Below are 21,869 nucleotides of genomic sequence, written 5' to 3' on the forward strand. Positions count from 1 at the left end.
GTTGTGATCAGTTCGGCCGTTGGCTCGCCTACGAATACGAACCCGATCCCAATAACGATCACCTTCAGCGAGGCCGTAACGGGCTTTGTGTTGGGCGATATCGGTGTGACCAATGGCACGGCCGGCAATTTTGGAGGTACTGGGACGACCTATACGGCCGATATTACTCCCGCTGCAGATGGAACTGTGACGATAAATGTGGCGGCTGGATTGGCCCTCGATGGAGTTGGTAATGGGAACACGGCGGCTACGCCCTATAACAGGGTGTACGATAATACACCGCCAGTAGGCTATACCGCAAACATTAACCAGGACCCAATTACTACCAGTAATCAAACGGCCGTGAGCTTCACCTTTTCGGGGGCGACCGTAGGTACTACGTACAATTATATTTTCAGTAGTTCCGAGGGTGTGACCAATGTAACGGGAACAGGCACAGTGACAGGGGCCGGGCAGACAATCTCCGGTATCAATTTGAGCGGTCTTGCTGATGGGAATATTACTTTAAGTGTAACTCTTACTGATAATGTGGGTAATATTGGGAATGCATTTACGGATACTTCAACGAAAATTACCGCCGGAGTTACTATAGATGATGTGCTGGTCAATGAAGATGATGGTACCGCTACCTTCACAGTAACTTTGAATGGAACTGTACTTCTGGGGACATTTGTTACGTATGAAACTGCGAATAACACTGCCATGGCCGGATCCGATTATGTAGCAGATTCGGGCACCCTTTTCTTCTCGGGGTTGAATGGACAGACTAGAACAATAACTATTAATATTAATAACGATACCGAAGCAGAGAATACGGAAACCTTTTTTGTGAATTTGACCGGTGCTACCGGCTTTGCCCTAATTAGCAAGTCACAAGGTATAGGTACCATTGCCGATAATGATAATTGCATTGAGGCGCCTTTAATAAATAGCACTCCAACTATTTTTTGTGATGCCTTTATCCAAGATTTGGATGCTTATACGGACACTGCCATACCTGCTGGTTTTGAATTGATATGGAGCAGTAACAGTGATTTTTTGGTTACTGGAGCCAGGTTAAGTACCAGTGTAATAGATTTTGAGGCTACTTTTTATGGCTTTCTGTATAATTCAGGTACGGGCTGTGTTAGCCCACCATTGGAAGTTACCTTGGTACGTAATGAGCCTCCAGAAATACTGAGTACCACCCCAGCAACGATTTGCGGAACGGGTATGGCAACAATAAGCGCAACGGTAACAGCTGGTGGTAGTTTGTTCTGGTACGCTTCGGAATCGGGTGGGGTTTCGTTGGAAGAAGGAAGTAGCTTTTCTACCAGTGTAAGTGTTACTACTACCTATTATGTAGAGGCTTTTGCCAATGGTTGTTTCTCGGAGCGGCAAGCGGTTGCAATAACAGTCAATGATCTGGTAGATACTGGTACAGCTACGGATACTTCAGCTTGCAGTATAACCGGCGGTGGGCCTACGACTGTGGATTTGGATACTACCAGGATAGGAAGTTCGACCGGGGTTTGGAGCATAGTAGGGACTCCCCCAACAGCGGTCACAATAGCCACTGGCAATATTGTGGATTTTGAAGGTGCGGCAGATGGGGACTACATTTTTAGGTTTACGACCAATACTGCTGTTTCTCCTTGCGTAGATGAAAGTGTGGAGGTTACTATTACCGTAACTACCTGTACCGGGGATAATGATGAAGATGGGATTATCAACAGGGATGAAATAGCTTTGGGCTTAGATCCTGATAATAAAGATACGGATGCGGATGGTATAGACGATGGGGTAGAAGTGGGGCCGGATATAAACAATCCTATCGACACCGATGGTGACGGAATAATAGATGCCCTTGATTCCAATATTTTGGATTCGGACAATGATGGTATTGTGGACCAACTGGATCCCGCCAACAATAATCCTTGTATTCCTAATATTTCCGATGCATGCCGAATTGACCTTGCCCTTGAGAAAACTGTGGATAAGGAAAGTGTTTTGGTGGGTAGGGAAGTTATATTTACTGTAACCTTGACCAACCTAAGTCAGATTATGGTGACCAATATAAGGGTGAACGATCTTGTAAGCCCTGCAACCGGGTTCCAGTACGTAAGTAGTTCTGCTACTAAGGGGGTATATGATGCAGTGGCAGGGGTATGGCAATTGGATGAGGTTTTGGCAGATGAGGTCAATACTTTAACTATTACTGCCATAGTACCTGAAGTGGGTACCTACCAGAATATTGCAGCTATAGTAGACTCTTTTCCTGAAGATAGTAATGCGACCAACGATAGGGCAAATGCTAGTGTAACAGTGACACCGCGATCGTCGGATGAATGTGGGTTCCTCTTTAATCAGATATCCCCAAATGGAGATGGTATAAACGATACGGTATATATCAATTGTATAACCGATTACCCAGATAATACCCTACAAGTTTATGATCGCTATGGCAATGAAGTTTTTTCTGCCAATGGCTATGACAATACTTGGATGGGGACAGGAAATAATGGAGATTTGCCAAAAGGGACCTACTTTTATATCTTGGATCTAGGCGATGGAACGGAAGTTCGAAAAGGTTGGATCCAAATCATAAGATAAAATAGACTATGAATTTAAGAATATACGATAAAGGGTATAGAGATATTTTATTGTTTTGTAGCCTACTGTTTTTTTCTGTGGGCATGCTTTTTGCGCAGAAAGAACCTCAGTATACCCAATATATGTACAATATAGGAAGTTTTAACCCTGCCTATGTGGGTACGGTGGAGACTCCAGATATTACGGGTTTGTACCGTGTGCAATGGTCTGGAATACCAGGGGCACCAAAAACATTGAGGTTTGGCGTAAATCTACCCTTGGCCAATGAAAAAAATGGCTTGGGATTTAATGTGGTAAGTGATCAATTGGGGCCTACCACCCAAACATATATAGATTTGGCCTATTCCTTTCAGGTGAAGATATCGGACGAAACCAAACTGTCCTTTGGGGTAGATGCAGGAGGTTCATTGCTTGATGTAGATTATACCAAAGGCGATTTTGAAAACCCTAATGAGCCCTTGATCAATAATGCGGACACCTTTAATAAATTTTACCCTACAGTGGGTGCAGGGATGTTTATGTACCAAGAAAATTGGTATGTGGGCTTATCGGTGCCCAATTTTTTAACGTCGGGCATTTATGCTGACGAGGTGGCTAATATTGTGGAAGATAAAATGCAGTTTAATTTTATAGGTGGTTATGTTTTTGATTTTTCGGAAGGCCTTAAATTTAAACCGGCATTCTTAATGAATTATTTAAAGGGCCTGCCCTTAAACCTGAATTTGTCGACGAATTTTTTAATTAACGATATAGTAACTTTAGGGGCGTCCTACAGATTGGACAACGCATTAAGTGGCTTGGCCGGATTGCAGATTTCCAACAGTCTGTTCCTTGGGTATTCCTATGATTATAATACCAATGGATTAGGGGAATATAGTCAAGGTTCACATGAAGTAATTTTGAAGTTTTATTTGGGTAGATCAATAGGGAAAAGTAAAAAGGACAATAAAAGAGATCAAAAAGGTATGCCTAAACAGATAGACAGTCCTCGGTTTTTCTAAAACATGTATTAATATGAAGTTTAATTTCGTAGTTATATTTTTTATCATTTTGTCGTCCTTCGGTTTTGCACAGCAAAAGAAATCCAAAGGGGATATATTGTTTTTTGAATATTCCTACAATCAGGCTATTATTGAATATCAAAAAGAATTGAGGGAATCCAAACTTTCCAATACGCAGTATTTAAACCTAGCGGATTCCTATATGAAAATAGGGAACTTCAAAAATGCGTCGGATATCTACGTGGACATTTACCAGAAAGATACTACTATGTCCCAATATCACTTTAATAAAATGTTGCAGTCCTTGGCCAAAACCTCGGAAGTAGAAAAAGTAAAAGCCTATTTGGCTACTAAAGAAGATAAATTACCTAAAGAATTGGTAGAGAATTCGATTTTTAATTATGAATTAATAGCTACCAATAGTAATGAGGATCTGGATTTTGAGGTATTCAATATAAATGGAAATAGTGCAAAGGCCGACTTTTCACCTACTTTTTATAAAGACAAATTGTTGTTTTCAAGTGATAGGCCAGATGGATCCAAGAAGATTTATGGACCATCGGGAGAAGCATACATTAATATTTACGAGTCCAAAATTGACCTTCAGGGCAATGTTTCGGATCCACAACCGTTCAAGGGTATCCCAGATACTAAATTCCATAGGGCCACACCCTTTTATTCCCAGGAGTTGAACAATATTTTCTATGTTCTGTCCAATTCGGATGGCGAGAATTTACAGTTTAGTGACAATGGCAAAAATGCCTTGTCGATTGGTATGACCACTGGCCAAGGTTTATTTAAGTTTGTTTTGAGGGATCCCGATACCTCTTTTTATTATCCTTTTTACGAGGCGGCTACAGGCAGATTATTTTTTGCAGCTGATTTTGGTGACGGTTATGGCGGTACGGATATCTATTTTGTGTACACCAATGACGGCGTAATAATGTCGGCCCCAACAAATTTGGGACCCAGAATTAATACTCCAGGGAATGAAATTGCTCCGTTTATTTTTGAGAACAGCTTGTATTTTTCCTCGGATATATTTTATGGTCTAGGGGGAATGGATATTTATAAATCTACCATCCATACGGACAACTCTTATAGTATCCCCGTCAATCTTGGGCCAGGTATAAATTCTGAAAAAGATGACTTTGGGTTTATTATCAAGAATAATGACACCAATGGGCTGTTGGGTTATTTTTCGTCCAATAGGGACGGAGGTAAAGGTGGGGATGATATATATGGCTTTAATGTTAAAGAAAAGCCGGGATTAAAAACCTTGGCATTAAAGGGGAAAGTGGTTAACCTTACTTCCAATAATGGGGTCTCCAAGGCCCAAGTTAGGCTAATCGACAAAGATGGAAAGTTGGTTAAAGAAATATTTACCGACGAGAATGGCGATTATAATATTGAAATTCCTTTTCAGAACAACATTACCATTGAAGCTACCAAAGAGAAACATTCCATATTTTCCGTGACTTATCAAGACAGTGAATTGGCAGAAATCCAAGAAAAAGCCTTCAATATGGGAATTAAATTTTTGGACGATTTGGTGGAGGAGCAAGAGAATCAAACAGTTATAAAATTAAAGAAGTTTTATTTTAATAAGGGTCAGAACAATATTACCCCCGAAATTGCCCAAGAGTTGGATAAGGTGGTCGATGTTATGAGTAGATTTCCCCAATTACAACTGAGAGTGGAGTCACATACCGATAGTAGGGGTGGGTCCAGTTCCAATTTTACCTTATCTCAAAAAAGAGCGGATGCTGTTAAAAAGTATCTTATACAACAGGGCGTGCCAGCGGGGAGTATACTTTACTCCATAGGATATGGTGAGGAAAAGCTCTTGAATGGTTGCAAGGATGGAGTTTTTTGCTTGGATATGTTGCACAACAAGAACGAGCGGTCCCTAATAGTTGTACTTAATTACAACCTGCTGTTTTAAGGGAGTTTTGTAATTTGTAAAATTGTTTTCCTTGGACTTTGTGTTATAAAACGAAGGGCCATTGCCGGTTATCTTGCCAAATTACACTCACTACAGTCCTTGATTTTGCCGTAGTAGGTTTCCCTGTATTTATGGAGTGTTCTAACCGGAATACCGAAAATCACTTCTTTAATATAGGTTACCCTGGTGTATAGGATCCCCATTTTGGAATTATATCGCTTCTCGTTCCTTGTATTTCTCTTTATACGTATCAATTTCATTATTCTGCGCTTCTTCTTCATATTCTACAAAGATTGGGGATAGAATTGCCAAATGCAAATTTATGCTGTTAAGTCTTCACTAAACACTTAAAATAACCAAGATCCACTCATAGGAATGCCATTGATAGTTACTTTCAGTTAAAACAATAGCATCCAACAATAATAAATGGAAAATAGTGTGAGAAAGATTATACCGAGATAGGTCAATATTTGCAGGTTTCTGTCAGGTCTATGCATTTCTGGTATCTCCTGGCTCATTACGTTCTTTAGATTCATATAGCCTATGATCGGTGCCATAACAAATGAAACAAAGGTAGCCAGTGCAACTAGTAACCCCATATTGGCAGAAAAGGTACTTATGACCATATAATTAACTACAGCTAGAAGCAGCACTCCGATAGCAAATCCTTTATTTTTTATAACCTCCCTTTTAGGGAACAGCAAGCTTAAGATGTCAACACTTACCCTGCTAAGAGCATCGTGTGCAGTAATACAGGTGCTGAACATGGTGGCAAATGCGGCTATAGCTATTAAAATGTAAGCCCATGACCCAATATTAGTGGTGAACAGTTGAACCAATTGGTCTGCAAAAACTACGGCGCTATTGCTCAATTCCGTGTTGGTGCCATAGAGGGTGAACCAGCCAATAATCATAAAAAAAATGGCCAAAATAGCTGTTGTAAAATAACCGAACTTAAATTCTTGGAGGGCCTCTTTTAATGTGGGTTTCTTTTTGGAATTTTTAAATTTTTCAATGCTCCAAAGACTTATCCAACTAGAGGCTTCCACAGCTGTTGGCATCCACCCCATTAGTCCTATTAAAAAAAGAATTCCCACTTCATTGAAAATTATGGGTGTTTTAAAGTTTTCTACTTCTGCAACTTTCCCGTTGGCGATTACCAAAATTGTAGTCACCAAAAGGGCCAAAAACAAAATGGATATCACATACTTCAGTGAGATTTCCAGAAATTTATACCGTCCCACGATAAGTAGAACACAGATTAGAATAAAAAGTCCACCAGCTACGGTGCTGACCGTGGTGTTGGTTAGTTGAAAAAGATTAATAAGCAATCCGGAGGTAACCACATAGAGGGCGGCGAGTATGGTGAAAGTACTGAACAAGTTAATAATGGCATAGAAGATTAGATAAGCCTTGCCACGATTAAGGTAGCCTTCTATAAGTGTTTTATTGGTGATATTGGTATACCTGACTCCAAATTCAAAAAACGGATATTTTAAGATATTGGCCAATAAAATGGGGATTACCATTATCCATCCATATTGGGCACCCGCTTTAGTGGATAATACTAAATGGGAAGTTCCTATGGCCGTACTGGCAAAAAGTAGACCAGGACCAAGGTTTTTAATCAGTTTTTGTATGGAAGCCACAATTGACATAGTGGGAGTAAATATAGCTAAGTTTACTTGATTTCAATTTTCTCCCCAAAGAATTTTGGTTGTGTATTGAGAGCTAAATCAATAAATACTTTTACCCGTGCAAAATACTCCCTGATGTGAATTTTTAAACCTTGTTTTATTGAGATATCATCTGCATTGTAACCTATGGCAAACAATCCTTTTTGTTCCGCTAAATAAATGGCCCTTTCATTATGGAATTTTTGGGATATAATAGTAACACTGTCCAATCCGAAAATGAACTTGGCCCTAACCATAGAATCCAAAGTGCGAAAACCAGCGTAATCCAAAAAGATTTTTTCACTCGGTATTCCTCCCAGCACTAGGTCTTTCTTAAAAACTGTTGGTTCGTTGTAGTACTGGGTGCTATTATCTCCACTGACCAGAACATAGTCTATTTTTCCAGCCTTAAATAGTTCAAGGGTTGCTTTGATTCTATTCGTATAATAAGGATTGGATCCTCCACCTACAAGCCTGTTGGAAGTGCCTAGGACGAGGCCTACTTTGTTTTTGGGAACCTCTTTTAAGTTCCAATAGGTTCTATTTTCGGTGGAATTTTTTATAATACTATCGCAGCTGGCCAAAATCAAATAAATCCCGACTACTCCAAGTAGAAATAAAATGCTAATTTTCTTTTTCATCGGGCACTATAATAAAGGTTCAAGGTAAGCAATTCAATCTTATTGGAAATTGTTTATGGTTTAGTTCAATATTAATGCCCCGGTTCTGTCCAATGGGCAAAACGGAAGATATTATGTTTATATGAATAAACCCCGACGTTTAAGGTCGGGGTTTATTTAATACTATTTTAAATCTTAATTGGATTAGCTGGCATTTGCACCAATATTACCTTCTGTGATAACAATCTCCAAGTGATCTTCATTTTGATGAATCTTAATATGACCATCAAATTTCAAAAGTTGTTCGTAGGTAATTGGTGTTCCATCATCCAAGGTAGTTACAATTGTGCTACTGGATTCGCAATCGCAGTCAATAGGTGCTAGGGTTATAGCTACCTCTCCACCTGTTGCAGCGTTGTTAAAATAAATAAATGCCGGATGTATATCCAGGGAAGAACCGTTTATTTCCAATAGAACAGTTGTTGATCCGTCCTCATTCTTTTTAAAGGTAACTTTACCAGAAATATTCGAATTGGAAACGGAGCTCAATGTATACAATTTAACACTAGTTGATGATTTTGAAGACGAATCGTCTTTGCTACAACCAGAAATAATTAGAGAAATTGATACTAGGAATAAGTAAATATATTTTTTCATTTTATGGAGGATTTATTAATCAAAGGTTCTAAAATAATTGGATCAATATTCTATTAAAACTTCTATCGGTATAAATAATCGATGAATTGTAAAATAAAGACTACTTTAAAGTGTAATTGAGGTTAATTTAATCCTGTTTTAAGGTAAACTGCACTATAATAAATGAAAATATAGGTATGATGTATATCAAAATTGAATCACACGTTCGGTGGTTTTACTTTAAACAAGTCCCGCGAAACCTTGTTTTCGTTTAAAAAAAGACCACGTATAGATACCTAATGAAAGTCAATAAAATAGTATTAAGCGTAATACATACCTTCTACATTAGGATTTTTTGGATTTCTTGTCTCTTTTTGCAGCTTTCTTTTCCTTGGCGGATAAAACTGGTTCCTTTTTTACATTTTTCTTTGCATCTTGACTCTTTGCCATAGTAATTGTTTTTAACAAAGATAATGAATATGGGCACTGTTATTACTAAAGGAACATTATTTGTAAAATAATCCAATTAGTAAGGTAATGCAGTTAAATATGAGGCAGCAAAACTTGTTCTTTGGCTATGGTAATATTTATTCTTGCAATGCTACACGTTTTTGGGCCATTAGTTTAGCGATTACCTTTTCGAGTTTCTTAGGTTTGTCCTCGTACTTTTCCAAATCAATAATTTCTACTTTTCTGAAGTCTAGAGGGTGACTTTCACTTTGTAAGGAAATGCTTCCAGATTTTAGAAGTTCCCCTTGTTCCGATCCCTTTTTTGGATCTAGTTGGGGTTTGGTATAACGCATAACTTCTTCTCCGTTTACATAATGAACAATTAAGGAATCCCTTAATACAAGTACTTCTACCCGTGTCCATTGATCCCCGTGGTACGTTTTTGAAGTTGAATTGGTACAATGTTGTTTTATTATTTTACCGTCAATTTCATATTGGGTACCCGGGGTGCAAAGATTGGCCGTAGAACGTTCGTCCGTGCCATTTCCTCCCAGTAACTGTACCTCAATGGAGTTTGGGAAATCCTGGTCTACCGACATAGTCAACGGATCTTGACCATGGACCATTATACCACTGTTTCTATAGGCCCATCCCGGTCCTTCCTTAACTTGGTCCCCAACAAACCTATATTCAACACCTATTAAATAGGAAGAAAAAGGTTCCTTATAAAACAGATGTCCAAATTGCTCGTCAAATTTGCTGTATTGATCATATCTTACTTGAATATTTCCGTCATTTACCTGAAAAGTATTACCAAAATTATCGTTTAATTTATGGTACCTTATTTTTATTTGCCAGTCATTAAGATCTTTACCATTGAACAATTGTTTCCACTTTACATTTTTTTGTGCTGAACATTCACTGGAAATTAGACCTAGCCCAATGATTAATAAAAGGGTGAAAAGTGCTTTGTTAGATTTGGCTTTCATAAGATGAATTATAGTTTAGAGGAACTAAAATAGTATTTTAAATTAAGACATCGGGCCAATCATAGAGGTCATTTATCTTTTTTGATTCAAAGGGTAAATACGGTTTTGGTTTGTAACTTAATATGGATTCCTTTGCTCAAATGATTTCTGCTAGAGATAATGGTATTCCCTAAATCCTTATTGTCCGTATCAATGAAATAAATGTTTCGCAATAAATGCGGAGCCTGAGCATAGACTTTAGTATTCGGGGCTTATGGTGAGTCCCGTTCGAACATGTTGAAAGTGGAAAAGCCGGCACTATATGCCGTATTTTTGCTTTGCCCGATTTCGCACAAATAAATTTGGCTCAGCGCCCAAAACAAAAAAGCCCCGACCAAAAGGTCAGGGCTTTTCCACTTATCTGTACTCGAGGCGACAATTGCCTTGCGGCGAGTCCCCATTCGAACATGTTGATAAGAAAAGACCAGTCCTTGCAGGACTACTTTTTTTGCTTCCTTCATTTTTACCCAAATAAATTTGGCAAAAATGAAGGCACAAAAAAACCAAAGCTTTCACTTTGGTCTTTCTTCATTTGTACTCGAGGCGGGACTTGAACCCGCACGGACTAATGTCCATTGGATTTTAAGTCCAACGTGTCTACCAATTCCACCACTCGAGCCTAGCTGCTCAAGGCAGAATAGATTTTACAATGGAGCGAAAAACGGGATTCGAACCCGCGACCTCCACCTTGGCAAGGTGGCGCTCTACCAACTGAGCTATTTTCGCAATTTATGTAATGAACGTTGCATCCTTTTCAGATGCGGGAGCAAATTTAATACAATTCTATAAAAAGCAAAGAACTTTTCGCTAAAAAGAATCAAAATATTTATAATGTGCCCAAGGTGAATATTTTAGGCGGGATTTATGGGCCAAATGGCCTTCCGGTACATCCTCTATGCATTTTTCTTTTTGGTGAGCAAACGCTTAATTTCATTGAGTTTCATCAAGGCTTCAACAGGGGTTAAAGTGTTGATATCCAAATGGGTGATTTCTTCCTTTATCTGTTCCAATAAAGGGTCGTCCAAATTAAAAAAGCTTAGTTGCATTTCATTTTGAACCAATTGTAATTTATCGGAAAGCTCTTCACTGGAATGTGATTTTTCTAGCTTCTTAAGAATTTTGTTGGCTTTGTGGATCACCTGTTGGGGCATACCGGCCATTTTGGCCACGTGAATACCAAAACTGTGCTCGCTGCCACCTGGGGTGAGTTTTCGTAAAAAAAGAACATTGTCCTTCAATTCTTTTACCGAGACATTAAAGTTCTTGATACGTGTAAATGTGGAGGTCATTTCATTGAGCTCGTGATAATGGGTGGCAAATAATGTTTTTGCCCGTGCAGGATGCTCATGTAGATATTCCGAAATGGCCCAAGCTATAGAGATACCGTCATAAGTACTGGTGCCCCTGCCTATTTCATCCAAAAGTACCAGACTGCGTTCAGAGAGGTTGTTTAGAATGGAGGCCGTTTCATTCATTTCCACCATAAAGGTAGATTCGCCCATGGAAATATTGTCACTGGCACCTACCCGGGTAAATATTTTGTCTACATAACCAATTTTGGCAGAATCTGCCGGTACAAAACTGCCCATTTGGGCCAATAATACTATGAGGGCCGTTTGTCTTAGGATGGCCGATTTACCACTCATGTTGGGGCCGGTGATCATAATGATCTGTTGCTCGTCCCTATTCAGGGTAACATCATTGGCTATATAGGCTTCGTCCAACGGCAATTGCTTTTCAATGACAGGATGCCTTCCGCCAATAATAGATAGTTCGGTAGAATCGTCCATGTCCGGGGAAACATAATTGTTTTCCTTGGCCAATTGGGTAAAACCACAGAGACAGTCCAACTGGGCAATTTGAAAAGCATTGTTTTGTATGGGGGCTATATATTCCTGCATCCAGACCACCAACTGGGAGAACAATTGTTGTTCCAAACTTAGAATGCGCTCTTCTGCTCCCAGTATTTTAGCTTCGTATTCCTTGAGCTCTTCGGTTATATAGCGTTCGGCGTTGACCAAGGTCTGCTTTCGGATCCAATCTTCCGGTACTTTGTCCTTATGGGTGTTCCGCACTTCTATATAATAACCAAAAACATTGTTGGAGGCTATTTTCAGAGAACTAATACCGGTACGTTGGGTTTCCCGTTCCAACATTTTATCCAGATAATCCTTGCCGGAAAAGGCCAGCCCCCTTAGCTCGTCCAATTCTGCGGAATAGCCCTTGGCAATGGTACTGCCTTTTAACATATTTACCGGAGCTTCCTCACTTACCATTTCTTTGATTTTGCTTCTCAGCATATCGCAGGTATGTAATTGGTCCCCAATGAGGTTCAAGGCTTCGTTCTTGCTTTTGGTAGTGATCTGTTTTATGGGGACAATGGCCTCCAAGGAATTTTTAAGCTGAACTACCTCCTTTGGATTTATTTTTCCCGTGGCTACCTTGGAAATTAATCTTTCCAGATCACCTATTAGTTTTATGCCGCTCTGTAATTTATGATGGGCAACCTCGTTTTCCGTTAAATGGGTAATTACCTGATGTCTTCTTCGTATTTTTTCGATATTCTTTAATGGCAGGGCCAACCATCTTTTCAACATTCTACCGCCCATAGGAGAGATAGTCTTGTCTATGACATCTAAAAGGGTAACCGCATTTTGATTGTTGGAATGGTAAAGCTCCAAGTTTCTTATGGTAAACCTATCCATCCAAATATGTTCCTCTTCCGCAATGCGTTGTAAGGTATTAATGTGCTGTAATTGCCTGTGCTGAGTGTCTGAAAGGTAATGTAGGACAACCCCTGCCGCTACTATACCATGGGCCAAATGGTCTACGCCAAAACCCTTTAGGCTTTTTGTTTTAAAATGATTGGTAAGTGTCTCCAGGGCATAATCATCCTGAAAAATCCAATCCTCTGTGAAAAATGTATGGAAATTTTTGCCGAAGACCTCCAAAAATTCCTTTTTATTGGCTTTTGATATCAATACTTCGTTCGGAGAGAAATTTTGGAGCAATTTGTCTATCTGTTCCTCATTGCCTTCCGAAGTTAGAAATTCGCCTGTGGATATATCCACGAAGGATATCCCCAATCTTTTTCGTCCAAAATGAACTGCACATAAAAAATTGTTGGTCTTGGCCGAAAGGATATCGTCGTTCATGGCCACCCCAGGGGTAACCAACTCGGTAACGCCTCTTTTTACTATGGTCTTGGTAAGTTTTGGGTCTTCCAGCTGATCGCATATGGCAACCCGTTGTCCCGCTTTTACCAATTTTGGCAAATAGGTGTTCAAGGAATGGTGTGGAAAACCAGCTAGTTCTGTTCTATCACCACCATTGTTCCGATGGGTAAGAATAATGCCCAGTATTTTTGAAGCCTTAACGGCATCTTCCCCAAAAGTCTCATAAAAATCCCCAACACGGAACAATAATAGTGCATCAGGATATTTCACCTTTATGGTATTGTACTGCTTCATTAAAGGGGTTACCTTTTTTGTTTTTCCCGAGTCTGCCAAAAGCGATTTTATTAACTTATTTTTGCATTCCTTTCCTAAACAACGAATGTAAGGTTTATCTACTGGAATGTACACTATTGTTGATATTTTGGGGATAACTTTATGCCGTTTTGGCCTAGTTAATGTCCTTGGTAAAGTTAGGAAATTAGTTAAAATTAAAATTGGATTAGATGCGTAAATTGGAGAATAGCGAATTGGACCGACTTAATGTAGACGAGTTTAAACAGGTGGAAAAAACACCCATTTGTATTGTGTTGGACAATGTTCGGAGTTTGAACAACATTGGATCGGTATTTAGAACGGCCGATGCCTTTTTGATAGAAAAGATATACCTATGTGGAATTACAGCAACCCCACCACACAAGGAAATACATAAAACAGCGCTTGGGGCTACTGATAGTGTTGCCTGGGAATATAGAAAGAGTACCTTGGAGCTATTGCAAGAATTAAAATTAGGGGGCTATACTTCGCTTGCTGTTGAACAGGCCGAGAATGCTGTTATGTTGAACGACTTTAAGGCGGAAGAAAATAAAAAATATGCCCTAATTTTTGGAAACGAGGTAAAGGGGGTTTCCCAAGAGGTAGTCTCAGGTAGCGACCTGGTCTTGGAAATTCCGCAATACGGTACTAAACATTCCCTAAATATTTCGGTCAGTGTGGGTATTGTGGTTTGGGATCTCTGGGCCAAATTGAAATCATAAATCGATTCCCTTTCAATTTTTAAGTTGAACCCCACTGCTGTTGCGATAAACTGTTTTAAAGCAAATTGAGCATATTCTAATGCACTCCTACAATGGGTAGTATCGGTAATTGATTCTGCCACACATACACGTGGAAATACTTATAAGTGGAATAAAAATAAAGCTTAAAAAACCAAAACCCAACCGATTGGTTGGGTTTGGCACTATATAGTTTGAGTTAGTTAGTTTAAAACCTTAAAGTCTTTCCATCAATTTTTTTGATGAGCAAAAGGGCTTAAAACGACTTTATTGGAGGCGCAAGTAAATAAATTGATTTGTCCTGTGCAAATAATATGTGAAAATTATCTTAAAATGAGAGTTTCACAGCATATTTCTGGATTTGGTCCAGAACTGTTTCATAATCGGCCTGATTTTCCACAAAATCCAATTCACTAATATCCAAAACTAAATTATTTTGCTCAGGAAAACTTCGTAAATAATCAAAATATCCCCGGTTTAGCTGCTCCAAATATTCTGGCGCTATATTCTGTTCGTAATCTCTTCCCCTTTGCTTTATATTCTGTAGTAACCGTTCCGTGTTTTGGTACAGATAAATGTATATTTTCGGTTTTTTTATCTCTTTGTACATAAGATTAAAGAGCTTCCTGTACAGTTTAAATTCCTCTTCCTGAAGGGTGACCTTGGCGAAAATTAGGGATTTGTTGATGTCGTAGTCGCTAACCATAAAGTTCTTGAACAGATCAAACTGGGAAGTATCGTCCATAAATTGCTGGTAGCGATCGGCTAGAAAGGACATTTCCAAGGGAAAGGCAAATCTACCCTGATCCTCATAAAACTTGGGCAGGAATGGGTTGTCGGCGAATCGCTCCAAGACCAATTTGGCATTAAAATCCTGACCAATCTTATGGGCCAAGGTCGTTTTTCCCGCACCAATATTACCTTCAATAGCAATATACTCCAATTGGGAAAAAAGCTGTGACCTATTTGTATATAGTTTATGGGGCGTTTTTGTAATATTACTTTTGTCCTTACATTCCTGTAATAGGTTTCTGGTATCCTTATTTAGAATTGGATGATAGAACTGTGGAGCTATGTCCGCCAAAGGTTTAAGTACAAACCGTCTCAATTGCAGGTTGGGGTGGGGGACGGTTAGTAAATCGGTTTTTATTATTTCCTTACCAAAATATAGTATATCGATATCTACGGTCCTGGAGGAGTAGCCTTCACCTTTATTCCTCTCCCTACCCAACTTTGTTTCAATTTCCAGTAATTTCTCCAAAAGAACGGTTGGGGTAAGTGAGGTTTCTACCGTAATACACGCATTGAAGAAATTGTCACCTTCAAAACCCCAAGCTGGCGTTTCGTATACTGGGGATGTTTTTACGACTTCGCCAACACTGGCTTGGATTAAAAATACCACTTCCTGCAAATGGTTGAGTTTATCCCCGAGATTGCTTCCAAGTGAAAGATATGTTGTAGTGGTCTTGTTCATAATAGGAGGGCAAAGAAAACAAAAGTAATTAACTTCATAAAGGGAAATACCAAAAACAGGACCAATTTTTAGTGGGCTTTCCTAATTTGTGGATAACAAGGTTAAAGGCTATAAAATTCAACATTTATAATTGCGACAATGCTACATTGGTTATCTTTGCACGTTATTAGCAATACATACGAGGAATGAACTTTTTAAGAAATTTATTAGCTGCAATTATAGGATGTCTTATCGCTTTTGGAATCATGTTTGTCATGTTTCTTGTTTTAGCTGCCCTCATCGGTCAAGGCGATGATACTGTAGTGGTCAAGGACAATTCCGTTTTAGAAATTCAATTGCAGACCCCTATCAATGATTATGTGGGGATGGATGAATCCAATCCCTTTGCCGGACTTTTCAATGTAAATCAGGGATTGGACGAAATATTGCATGCCATTCGCGTTGCCAAGCAAGACAACAAAATAAAAGGGATTAGCCTCAACAATAATGTGCTTATGGCCGGTTTGTCCCAAACACAGGCCATTCGGGACGCATTGACCGATTTTGGCGAGAGTGGGAAGTTTATATATGCCTATGGAGATTTTTATACGCAGAAGGATTATTATCTGGCCAGTGCGGCCAATGAGGTATTCCTTAATCCAGTTGGCGCCATGGATTTTAAAGGACTCTCTACAGAAGTGCTATTTTTTAAGGATCTACAGGAAAAGACCGGTATTAAAATGGAGGTAATTAGGCATGGGAAATATAAGAGTGCCGTAGAACCATTTTTGGCCAACGAAATGAGTGAGGCCAATAGGACACAGATCAAGGAGTTGTTGGATGCCTTATGGCAATCCATGCTTACCAACATTTCGGAAAGTAGGGATATCTCCGTTGAAGATTTGAACCATATCGCGGATACTTTGGGGACCCGGACCTCAAAATACGCAGCTTTATCGGGCTTGATCGATGAGGTGGTGTATTTTGATGAATACGAAAGCATGATTAAGGAAAAGCTGGGGATAGATACGGCAAAAGATATCAATTATGTCCCTATATCCGATTATATACGAACTGCCGGCAAAATAAAAATAAATAGTGGCAAGAATAAGATTGCGGTAATCTATGCCCAAGGAGAAATCTGGTACGGGGAAGGTGGCTCTGATGTAATAGGTCAGGGAATTATTAATGACGCCTTAAAAAAAGCCAGGGAAGATGAGGATGTAAAAGCTATAGTGTTGAGGGTAAATTCCCCTGGAGGCAGTGCATTGGCCTCCGATATTATTTGGCGCGAAATCGAAATTACCAAGCAATCCAAACCAGTGGTGGTCTCCATGGGCGATGTTGCTGCTTCGGGAGGTTATTACATTGCAGCGGGTGCCGATAAGATTTTTGCCGAACCAACTACGATTACCGGGTCTATTGGAGTTTTTGGAACTATTCCCAATATAAGTGAACTAGCCGAAAATATAGGTGTCAATGCCGAACAGGTGGGGACCAACAAAAACTCGGTAGACTATTCCTTATTTGAACCCATGAACGACAGTTTTAGAAGTAACGTTTTGGAAGGGATAGAAGCCACCTATGAAACATTTTTGGATAGGGTGGCCCAGGGCCGTGGAATTACCACGGCACAAGCCGATAGTTTGGCCCAAGGTAGGGTATGGAGTGGAGTGGATGCCAAGCGCTTAGGGCTGGTAGATGAATTGGGAGGGCTGGATGAGGCTATTGCAGCGGCTGCTAAAATGGTAGATTTGGACAACTATGGAATAAGAAAACTTCCCAAGTATAAATCAGATTTTGAGAGGTTAATGGAAGATTTGGGAGGTGCTACTTCCAAGAGTAAGGAAACCATTATACAACAGGAAATTGGGGCCGAGGCCTATGCCATCCTAAAGGAGATAAAAATGGCCATGCAAAACAAAGGGATTCAGGCCAGAATGCCCTTCACCTTGAATATCAAATAGAACATATTTAATCCAAATAGGATTCAATCAAAGAGCCCGTCCAAATACATTGGGACGGGCTTTTTTGATTTTAAAGGTGTATTGGAATTTTCGGTTTTAGGAATTATAATCTTAACTTTTTTCCCAATTTTATGGGATGTTTCAATTTGCAGGCTAACCTTTTGCTGCAATCATTATCCAACCCATTATCTTAAATTTTGTTGTTCGTCCAAAATCACATCTTTATGCGATTTCCTATAGATATTAAGTTCTTTAAGTTTATCATAAATTAAATCACAAGTTACAATGACTAAAACCACTCTGGTATGGGTAATTTTGTTATGTTCTTGTTTTGTTTCCGTTGGACAAAATTCATTGGATGAAATTAAGAAGGAATATGATAGTCTAATAAAAAACACCAATTATGGTAACAATCCGGATGCCGGGAAATATTACGATATTCGGGGCTTCAAAATGTATTGCGAAACCTATGGTGAAGGAGAGCCTTTACTTTTAATTCACGGTAATGGGTCGAGTATCAGTGCTTTTGTTAAACAGATACCCTTTTTTTCGAAAGAGTATAAGGTTATTGTAGCCGATAGCAGAAATCACGGTAAATCGGTAGATAAGTTGGATTCCCTTTCCTATGAAATGATGGCAGATGATTATGCAGCCTTACTTTCGCAAATGAAAATTGATTCTGCTTACGTTTTGGGATGGAGTGATGGAGGTGTAAATGGCTTGTTAATGGCGATAAGACATCCTGAAAAAGTTAAAAAATTGGTCATAACGGGGGCTAACTTGCAGCCGGACTCGTCAGCAGTTTCAACGGATGTATTGAAAAGGATTACGAAAACCTACAATATGTTTGAAAAAATGTTTAGTGAAAAAGTTGCTAAAACCCCATTGGATTCTATAGTTTACAAGTATGTAAAGTTATTGGCGGAACAGCCAAATATTCATGTGGGCGAATTACATAAAATAAGCGCACCAACATTGGTAGTGGGAGGGGATCACGATGTTATTAAACCTGGTCACACCTTAAAGATATTTCAAAATATTCCAAAGGCATATTTGTGGATTTTGCCCAATTCCGGACATTATACATTGGTGACCCATGCAGATGAATTTAATAGGATTGCCAATGAGTTCTTTATTACAAAATACAGGAAAATTGAGGATAGGGATCGAGATTTTTAGTTTTGGAAATTCTGGTTTTGCATTTAGACAATGAAATAGGTAAAAAAAAGGCCGTCCCACAAATGGTTGGACGGCCTTATTCTATTTGGTTTATTAATTAATTTTTCACCAAGTTTATTTCCACTCGTCTATTTTCTGCACGCCCTGCTTTGTACATGTTGGTAGCAATGGGCTTGCTTTCTCCATATCCAATGGCAGTAAGTCTGGCACTGTCTATTCCCTTTTCTACCAAGAAATTCTTGACGGAAAGTGCACGTTCCTCGGAAAGCTTTTGGTTGGAAGGTACACTACCTATACTATCCGTATGACCTTCAACAGTGAAAGTGGCATTAGGGTATTCGTTAAGGATCTTCATAATGTCCACTAGGACATTGGTAGATTCAATTTTAATGGTAGCCTTTCCCGAGTTGAACAAAATAGTCTTGGCATACTCATTTAAAGTTTTTTGAACTTCTTCAGTAAGCTCGGGACATCCGTTGTTGGCAACCGTTCCTGGAACTTCGGGACAATTGTCATCCTTGTCCAATACGCCATCAGCATCGGTATCTGGCCAAGGACATCCTTGGTTTTCTACAACTCCGGCTTCTTCAGGACAGTTGTCGTCCTTATCCAATACGCCATCATTGTCGGTATCCTCCCAGGGACACCCTTTGTTTTCTATAATTCCAGCTTCCTCTGGACAATTGTCATCCTTGTCCAACACCTGGTCGCCATCCGTATCTGGCCAAGGGCATCCATTGTTTTCTATAGGACCTGGAACCTCGGGACATCCATCTACCTTGTCAAGTACACCATCATCATCCTTGTCTTTTGGCCTAGATTGATAAATTGGTATTTTTAGTCCGGCATAAACGTCCGCACCTTTGGATTGGTCGCTGGTCAATACTGTTAAAATGGATCCAGAACCTACATAAAGCGGTCCTGCCCTTAATCCTGCACCCCACTGTACACCTAAATTTTGCACATAACTTACTGGGGAATAAAAACTGAACCATTTGCTTTCGAACCTAGGGGTAAGCGAAACAATATTGGCAATACTGTTGGTATTGGAATTGCTTTTAGAGGTTATAGATAAATCGGTATTTAGATTCATATAAAAGTGATTGTTTATATTCCAATCGGCATTTAAATGCAGGGCGGTTGGTAAAACAGCTTTTGATGCGTTACCGGACCTGATCTGTGTGTACAGATTGTTCAATTTGTCCTCAAACCCTTCTTCATTGTCAAAATCGTCTTCGCTAATAGAATTGGTAATGTCATAGGCATTTTCTGTGCCTTTATATTTAAGGCTGCCTAGATCTGTTAGGGATAGTCCAAATTTCAATTTGTATTTGTTGATGTCCTTTGGCGCGTAGGGATTGCCATCTTTATCGGTAACGGTATAGTCCGCAAAATTCGGTCTCCATTCGTAAATAAAACCTAGGTCCACCCCAAAGCCATCTGCACTCTTGACAAATTCATAGTCTTCAAAATCGTTGGTGATGTTATCACTATTGCCGTAGGCTATTTCACCTTGGGAGTCAATACTTCCAGTGGTCCCTGATCCGTCGGCATCATAATCTATAACTATATTCTTTCCACTGGAATAGGCGTTGCCGTATCCCATTAGGTATTTTAGGGAGATACCTCCCTTTAGAAAATGTTGCTCTTGGTTCACAAGTACTGTGGCATAGGTAATTCCTGTTTCTGCCCAGGCATTGGCGCTCATTTGATAATCGCCCTCATTTACATTGAAGTCTTCATTTTCGTCAAACTCGTTGGAAATATTATCATAGGTATCTCCATTAATATCGTTTACATTAAAAAATACCCTTCCCCTGGTGAATATTGCCAATGAATTCCTGGAATTGATATTAAACATGAACGAGGGTCCTAAAATATCAACATTGCCATAGGCGTTGTTGGCATTTTTTGGGGATTTTGTTCCATCATCGTCAAAATCAAAATCGTCTTTAAGTATATCCCCGAATTTTGCACTGTAATAGTCGTTTCCAATAAGTCCGCTAACCCCAATAAGGTTGATATCCGTTTTAAATCTTGAATCAACAATATTCGCGGGATTGGATATTACGCCATGCACCCCATTGTAATTGTCAGTTCCAAAACCAATGTAAGATTGGCCTTGTACCGTTGCGGCAATTAAAATAATGAATGCGGTTAAAATGCTTTTGTTCATGCTTAAAAATTTAGTTTATTTCTTTTTTATTGTTAATCGATCCCTGTTCGTGTAAATTTGGCTTTTTTTCAGGGCACAAAGTTTAGGAACGCTTTAATTGGGATTAAATTATAAAATGTTAAAATTTATAATGCTTCTATGGCATACACAGTTTTAAAAGAGGAGGATAAGAGGTTGGCTTTTAAGATATATCTCTATTTGGGGGCATTGTTCATTACATCCCTGGTAGTTTCCAATTTAATTTTCCAAAAATTTTTTTATTGGAGACCTTTTGGCGATGTTACTGTCTTTGGAGCCTCATTATTTGAAATATCGGTGGGTATTTTACCTTATCCCCTTACATTTTTGATTACCGACCTTATTTCGGAAATTTACGGCAGGAAAAAGGCAAACCAAATTGTAACGGCAGGGATATTTGCCTCATTTTTTTCTATGGGAATTGTATTGCTGGCCAATTGGGTACCGGCATTGCCTGGTTCTCCAGTGCAGGATGAGGTGTTTAGCCATGTATTTGCCCTATCGCCAATTGCTGTATTTGCCTCTATGTTGGCATATCTTTTTGCCCAATACGTGGATATTGGTATATATCATTTCTGGAAAAAACTTACCAAAGGAAAACATCTTTGGTTGCGCAATAATTTTTCAACCTTCCTTTCCCAATTTATAGATACCTTTACCGTTGTTGGCCTATTATGCATTTTTAAGGTGCTACCTTGGTCCATGTTCTACGGCCTGGTGATCAGCGGTTTTATTTTTAAGGTAATTGTGGCCTTCTTGGACACCCCTTTCCTTTATTTCTTCGTATATCTCTTTAGAAGGCGATTCAATTTGAAAGTAAATCAGGAAATTGATCTTGAGGCATAATAAAACTTGCTTTTCGCTGTTCTTATCGAGTGGGCCAATATTTTAAATATATTA

At 39.3% G+C, this 21,869-nt stretch carries 16 protein-coding genes and 2 tRNA genes; 7 read left to right on the forward strand and 11 right to left on the reverse strand.

All coding sequences use genetic code 11. From position 1 onward, the window contains the following. The 3 genes from LV92_RS00005 to LV92_RS00015 form a co-directional block, all read left to right on the forward strand. The coding region (locus tag LV92_RS00005; RefSeq protein ID WP_146613490.1) for a T9SS type B sorting domain-containing protein at positions 1-2,592 on the forward strand (2,592 nt) is incomplete at its 5' end. An 8-nt stretch (positions 2,593-2,600) separates the two neighbouring features. Further along, a complete protein-coding gene (locus LV92_RS00010) occupies positions 2,601-3,593 on the forward strand; it encodes a PorP/SprF family type IX secretion system membrane protein (RefSeq protein ID WP_111621658.1) in 993 nt (330 codons plus the stop codon). Between the two features lie 13 nt (positions 3,594-3,606). Beyond that, positions 3,607-5,538 (forward strand): OmpA family protein, encoded by a 1,932-nt coding sequence (locus tag LV92_RS00015; RefSeq protein WP_111621659.1) that lies wholly within the window; start codon positions 3,607-3,609, stop codon positions 5,536-5,538. A gap of 68 nt (positions 5,539-5,606) precedes the next feature. Here the strand turns inward: LV92_RS00015 and LV92_RS00020 are convergent, their stop codons facing one another. The 9 genes from LV92_RS00020 to mutS form a co-directional block, all read right to left on the reverse strand. After that, complete coding sequence (locus tag LV92_RS00020) at positions 5,607-5,798, reverse strand: hypothetical protein (protein ID WP_111622293.1); 192 nt, start codon at positions 5,796-5,798, stop codon at positions 5,607-5,609. A gap of 138 nt (positions 5,799-5,936) precedes the next feature. Continuing rightward, on the reverse strand, positions 5,937-7,196 hold the full coding sequence (locus LV92_RS00025) for an NRAMP family divalent metal transporter (protein WP_317046747.1): 1,260 nt from the start codon (positions 7,194-7,196) through the stop codon (positions 5,937-5,939). 23 nt (positions 7,197-7,219) lie between these two features. Continuing rightward, positions 7,220-7,855 carry a SanA/YdcF family protein gene (locus LV92_RS00030; protein ID WP_111621660.1) on the reverse strand — a complete coding sequence of 212 codons (636 nt, stop codon included), beginning with the start codon at positions 7,853-7,855 and terminating at the stop codon, positions 7,220-7,222. 183 nt (positions 7,856-8,038) lie between these two features. After that, positions 8,039-8,491: a hypothetical protein gene (locus tag LV92_RS00035; RefSeq protein WP_111621661.1), complete on the reverse strand. Its 453-nt coding sequence runs from the start codon at positions 8,489-8,491 to the stop codon at positions 8,039-8,041. A 566-nt stretch (positions 8,492-9,057) separates the two neighbouring features. Beyond that, positions 9,058-9,909 carry a 3-keto-disaccharide hydrolase gene (locus LV92_RS00040; protein ID WP_111621662.1) on the reverse strand — a complete coding sequence of 284 codons (852 nt, stop codon included), beginning with the start codon at positions 9,907-9,909 and terminating at the stop codon, positions 9,058-9,060. 251 nt (positions 9,910-10,160) lie between these two features. After that, complete coding sequence (locus tag LV92_RS00045) at positions 10,161-10,409, reverse strand: hypothetical protein (protein ID WP_111621663.1); 249 nt, start codon at positions 10,407-10,409, stop codon at positions 10,161-10,163. Positions 10,410-10,483: 74 nt separating this feature from the next. After that, a tRNA-Leu gene (locus tag LV92_RS00050) sits at positions 10,484-10,567 on the reverse strand. 31 nt (positions 10,568-10,598) lie between these two features. After that, positions 10,599-10,674 (reverse strand) — tRNA-Gly (locus LV92_RS00055). A gap of 167 nt (positions 10,675-10,841) precedes the next feature. Further along, a complete protein-coding gene (gene mutS / locus LV92_RS00060; RefSeq protein WP_111622295.1) occupies positions 10,842-13,418 on the reverse strand; it encodes a DNA mismatch repair protein MutS in 2,577 nt (858 codons plus the stop codon). Between the two features lie 209 nt (positions 13,419-13,627). Between mutS and LV92_RS00065 the strand changes: the two genes are divergently transcribed. Next, positions 13,628-14,158, forward strand: a complete 531-nt coding sequence (locus tag LV92_RS00065) for an RNA methyltransferase (RefSeq protein ID WP_111621664.1) — start codon at positions 13,628-13,630, stop codon at positions 14,156-14,158. A 346-nt stretch (positions 14,159-14,504) separates the two neighbouring features. Here the strand turns inward: LV92_RS00065 and folK are convergent, their stop codons facing one another. After that, positions 14,505-15,650 (reverse strand): 2-amino-4-hydroxy-6-hydroxymethyldihydropteridine diphosphokinase, encoded by a 1,146-nt coding sequence (gene folK / locus LV92_RS00070; protein ID WP_111621665.1) that lies wholly within the window; start codon positions 15,648-15,650, stop codon positions 14,505-14,507. Positions 15,651-15,835: 185 nt separating this feature from the next. Between folK and sppA the strand changes: the two genes are divergently transcribed. Next, entirely contained in the window at positions 15,836-17,596 is a 1,761-nt protein-coding gene (gene sppA / locus LV92_RS00075) for a signal peptide peptidase SppA (RefSeq protein ID WP_111621666.1), read from the forward strand. 285 nt (positions 17,597-17,881) lie between these two features. Next, positions 17,882-18,775 carry an alpha/beta fold hydrolase gene (locus tag LV92_RS00080; RefSeq protein WP_111621667.1) on the forward strand — a complete coding sequence of 298 codons (894 nt, stop codon included), beginning with the start codon at positions 17,882-17,884 and terminating at the stop codon, positions 18,773-18,775. A gap of 97 nt (positions 18,776-18,872) precedes the next feature. Here LV92_RS00080 and LV92_RS00085 read toward each other — a convergent pair whose 3' ends face one another. Next, positions 18,873-20,951 (reverse strand): DUF5723 family protein, encoded by a 2,079-nt coding sequence (locus LV92_RS00085; protein ID WP_111621668.1) that lies wholly within the window; start codon positions 20,949-20,951, stop codon positions 18,873-18,875. 138 nt (positions 20,952-21,089) lie between these two features. On the opposite strand from LV92_RS00085, the gene LV92_RS00090 reads away from it, so the two are divergent. Beyond that, positions 21,090-21,815, forward strand: a complete 726-nt coding sequence (locus LV92_RS00090; RefSeq protein ID WP_111621669.1) for a queuosine precursor transporter — start codon at positions 21,090-21,092, stop codon at positions 21,813-21,815. The last annotated feature ends 54 nt before the right edge of the window (positions 21,816-21,869 follow it).

The organism is Arenibacter echinorum (assembly GCF_003259375.1).
Taxonomy (GTDB): domain Bacteria; phylum Bacteroidota; class Bacteroidia; order Flavobacteriales; family Flavobacteriaceae; genus Arenibacter; species Arenibacter echinorum.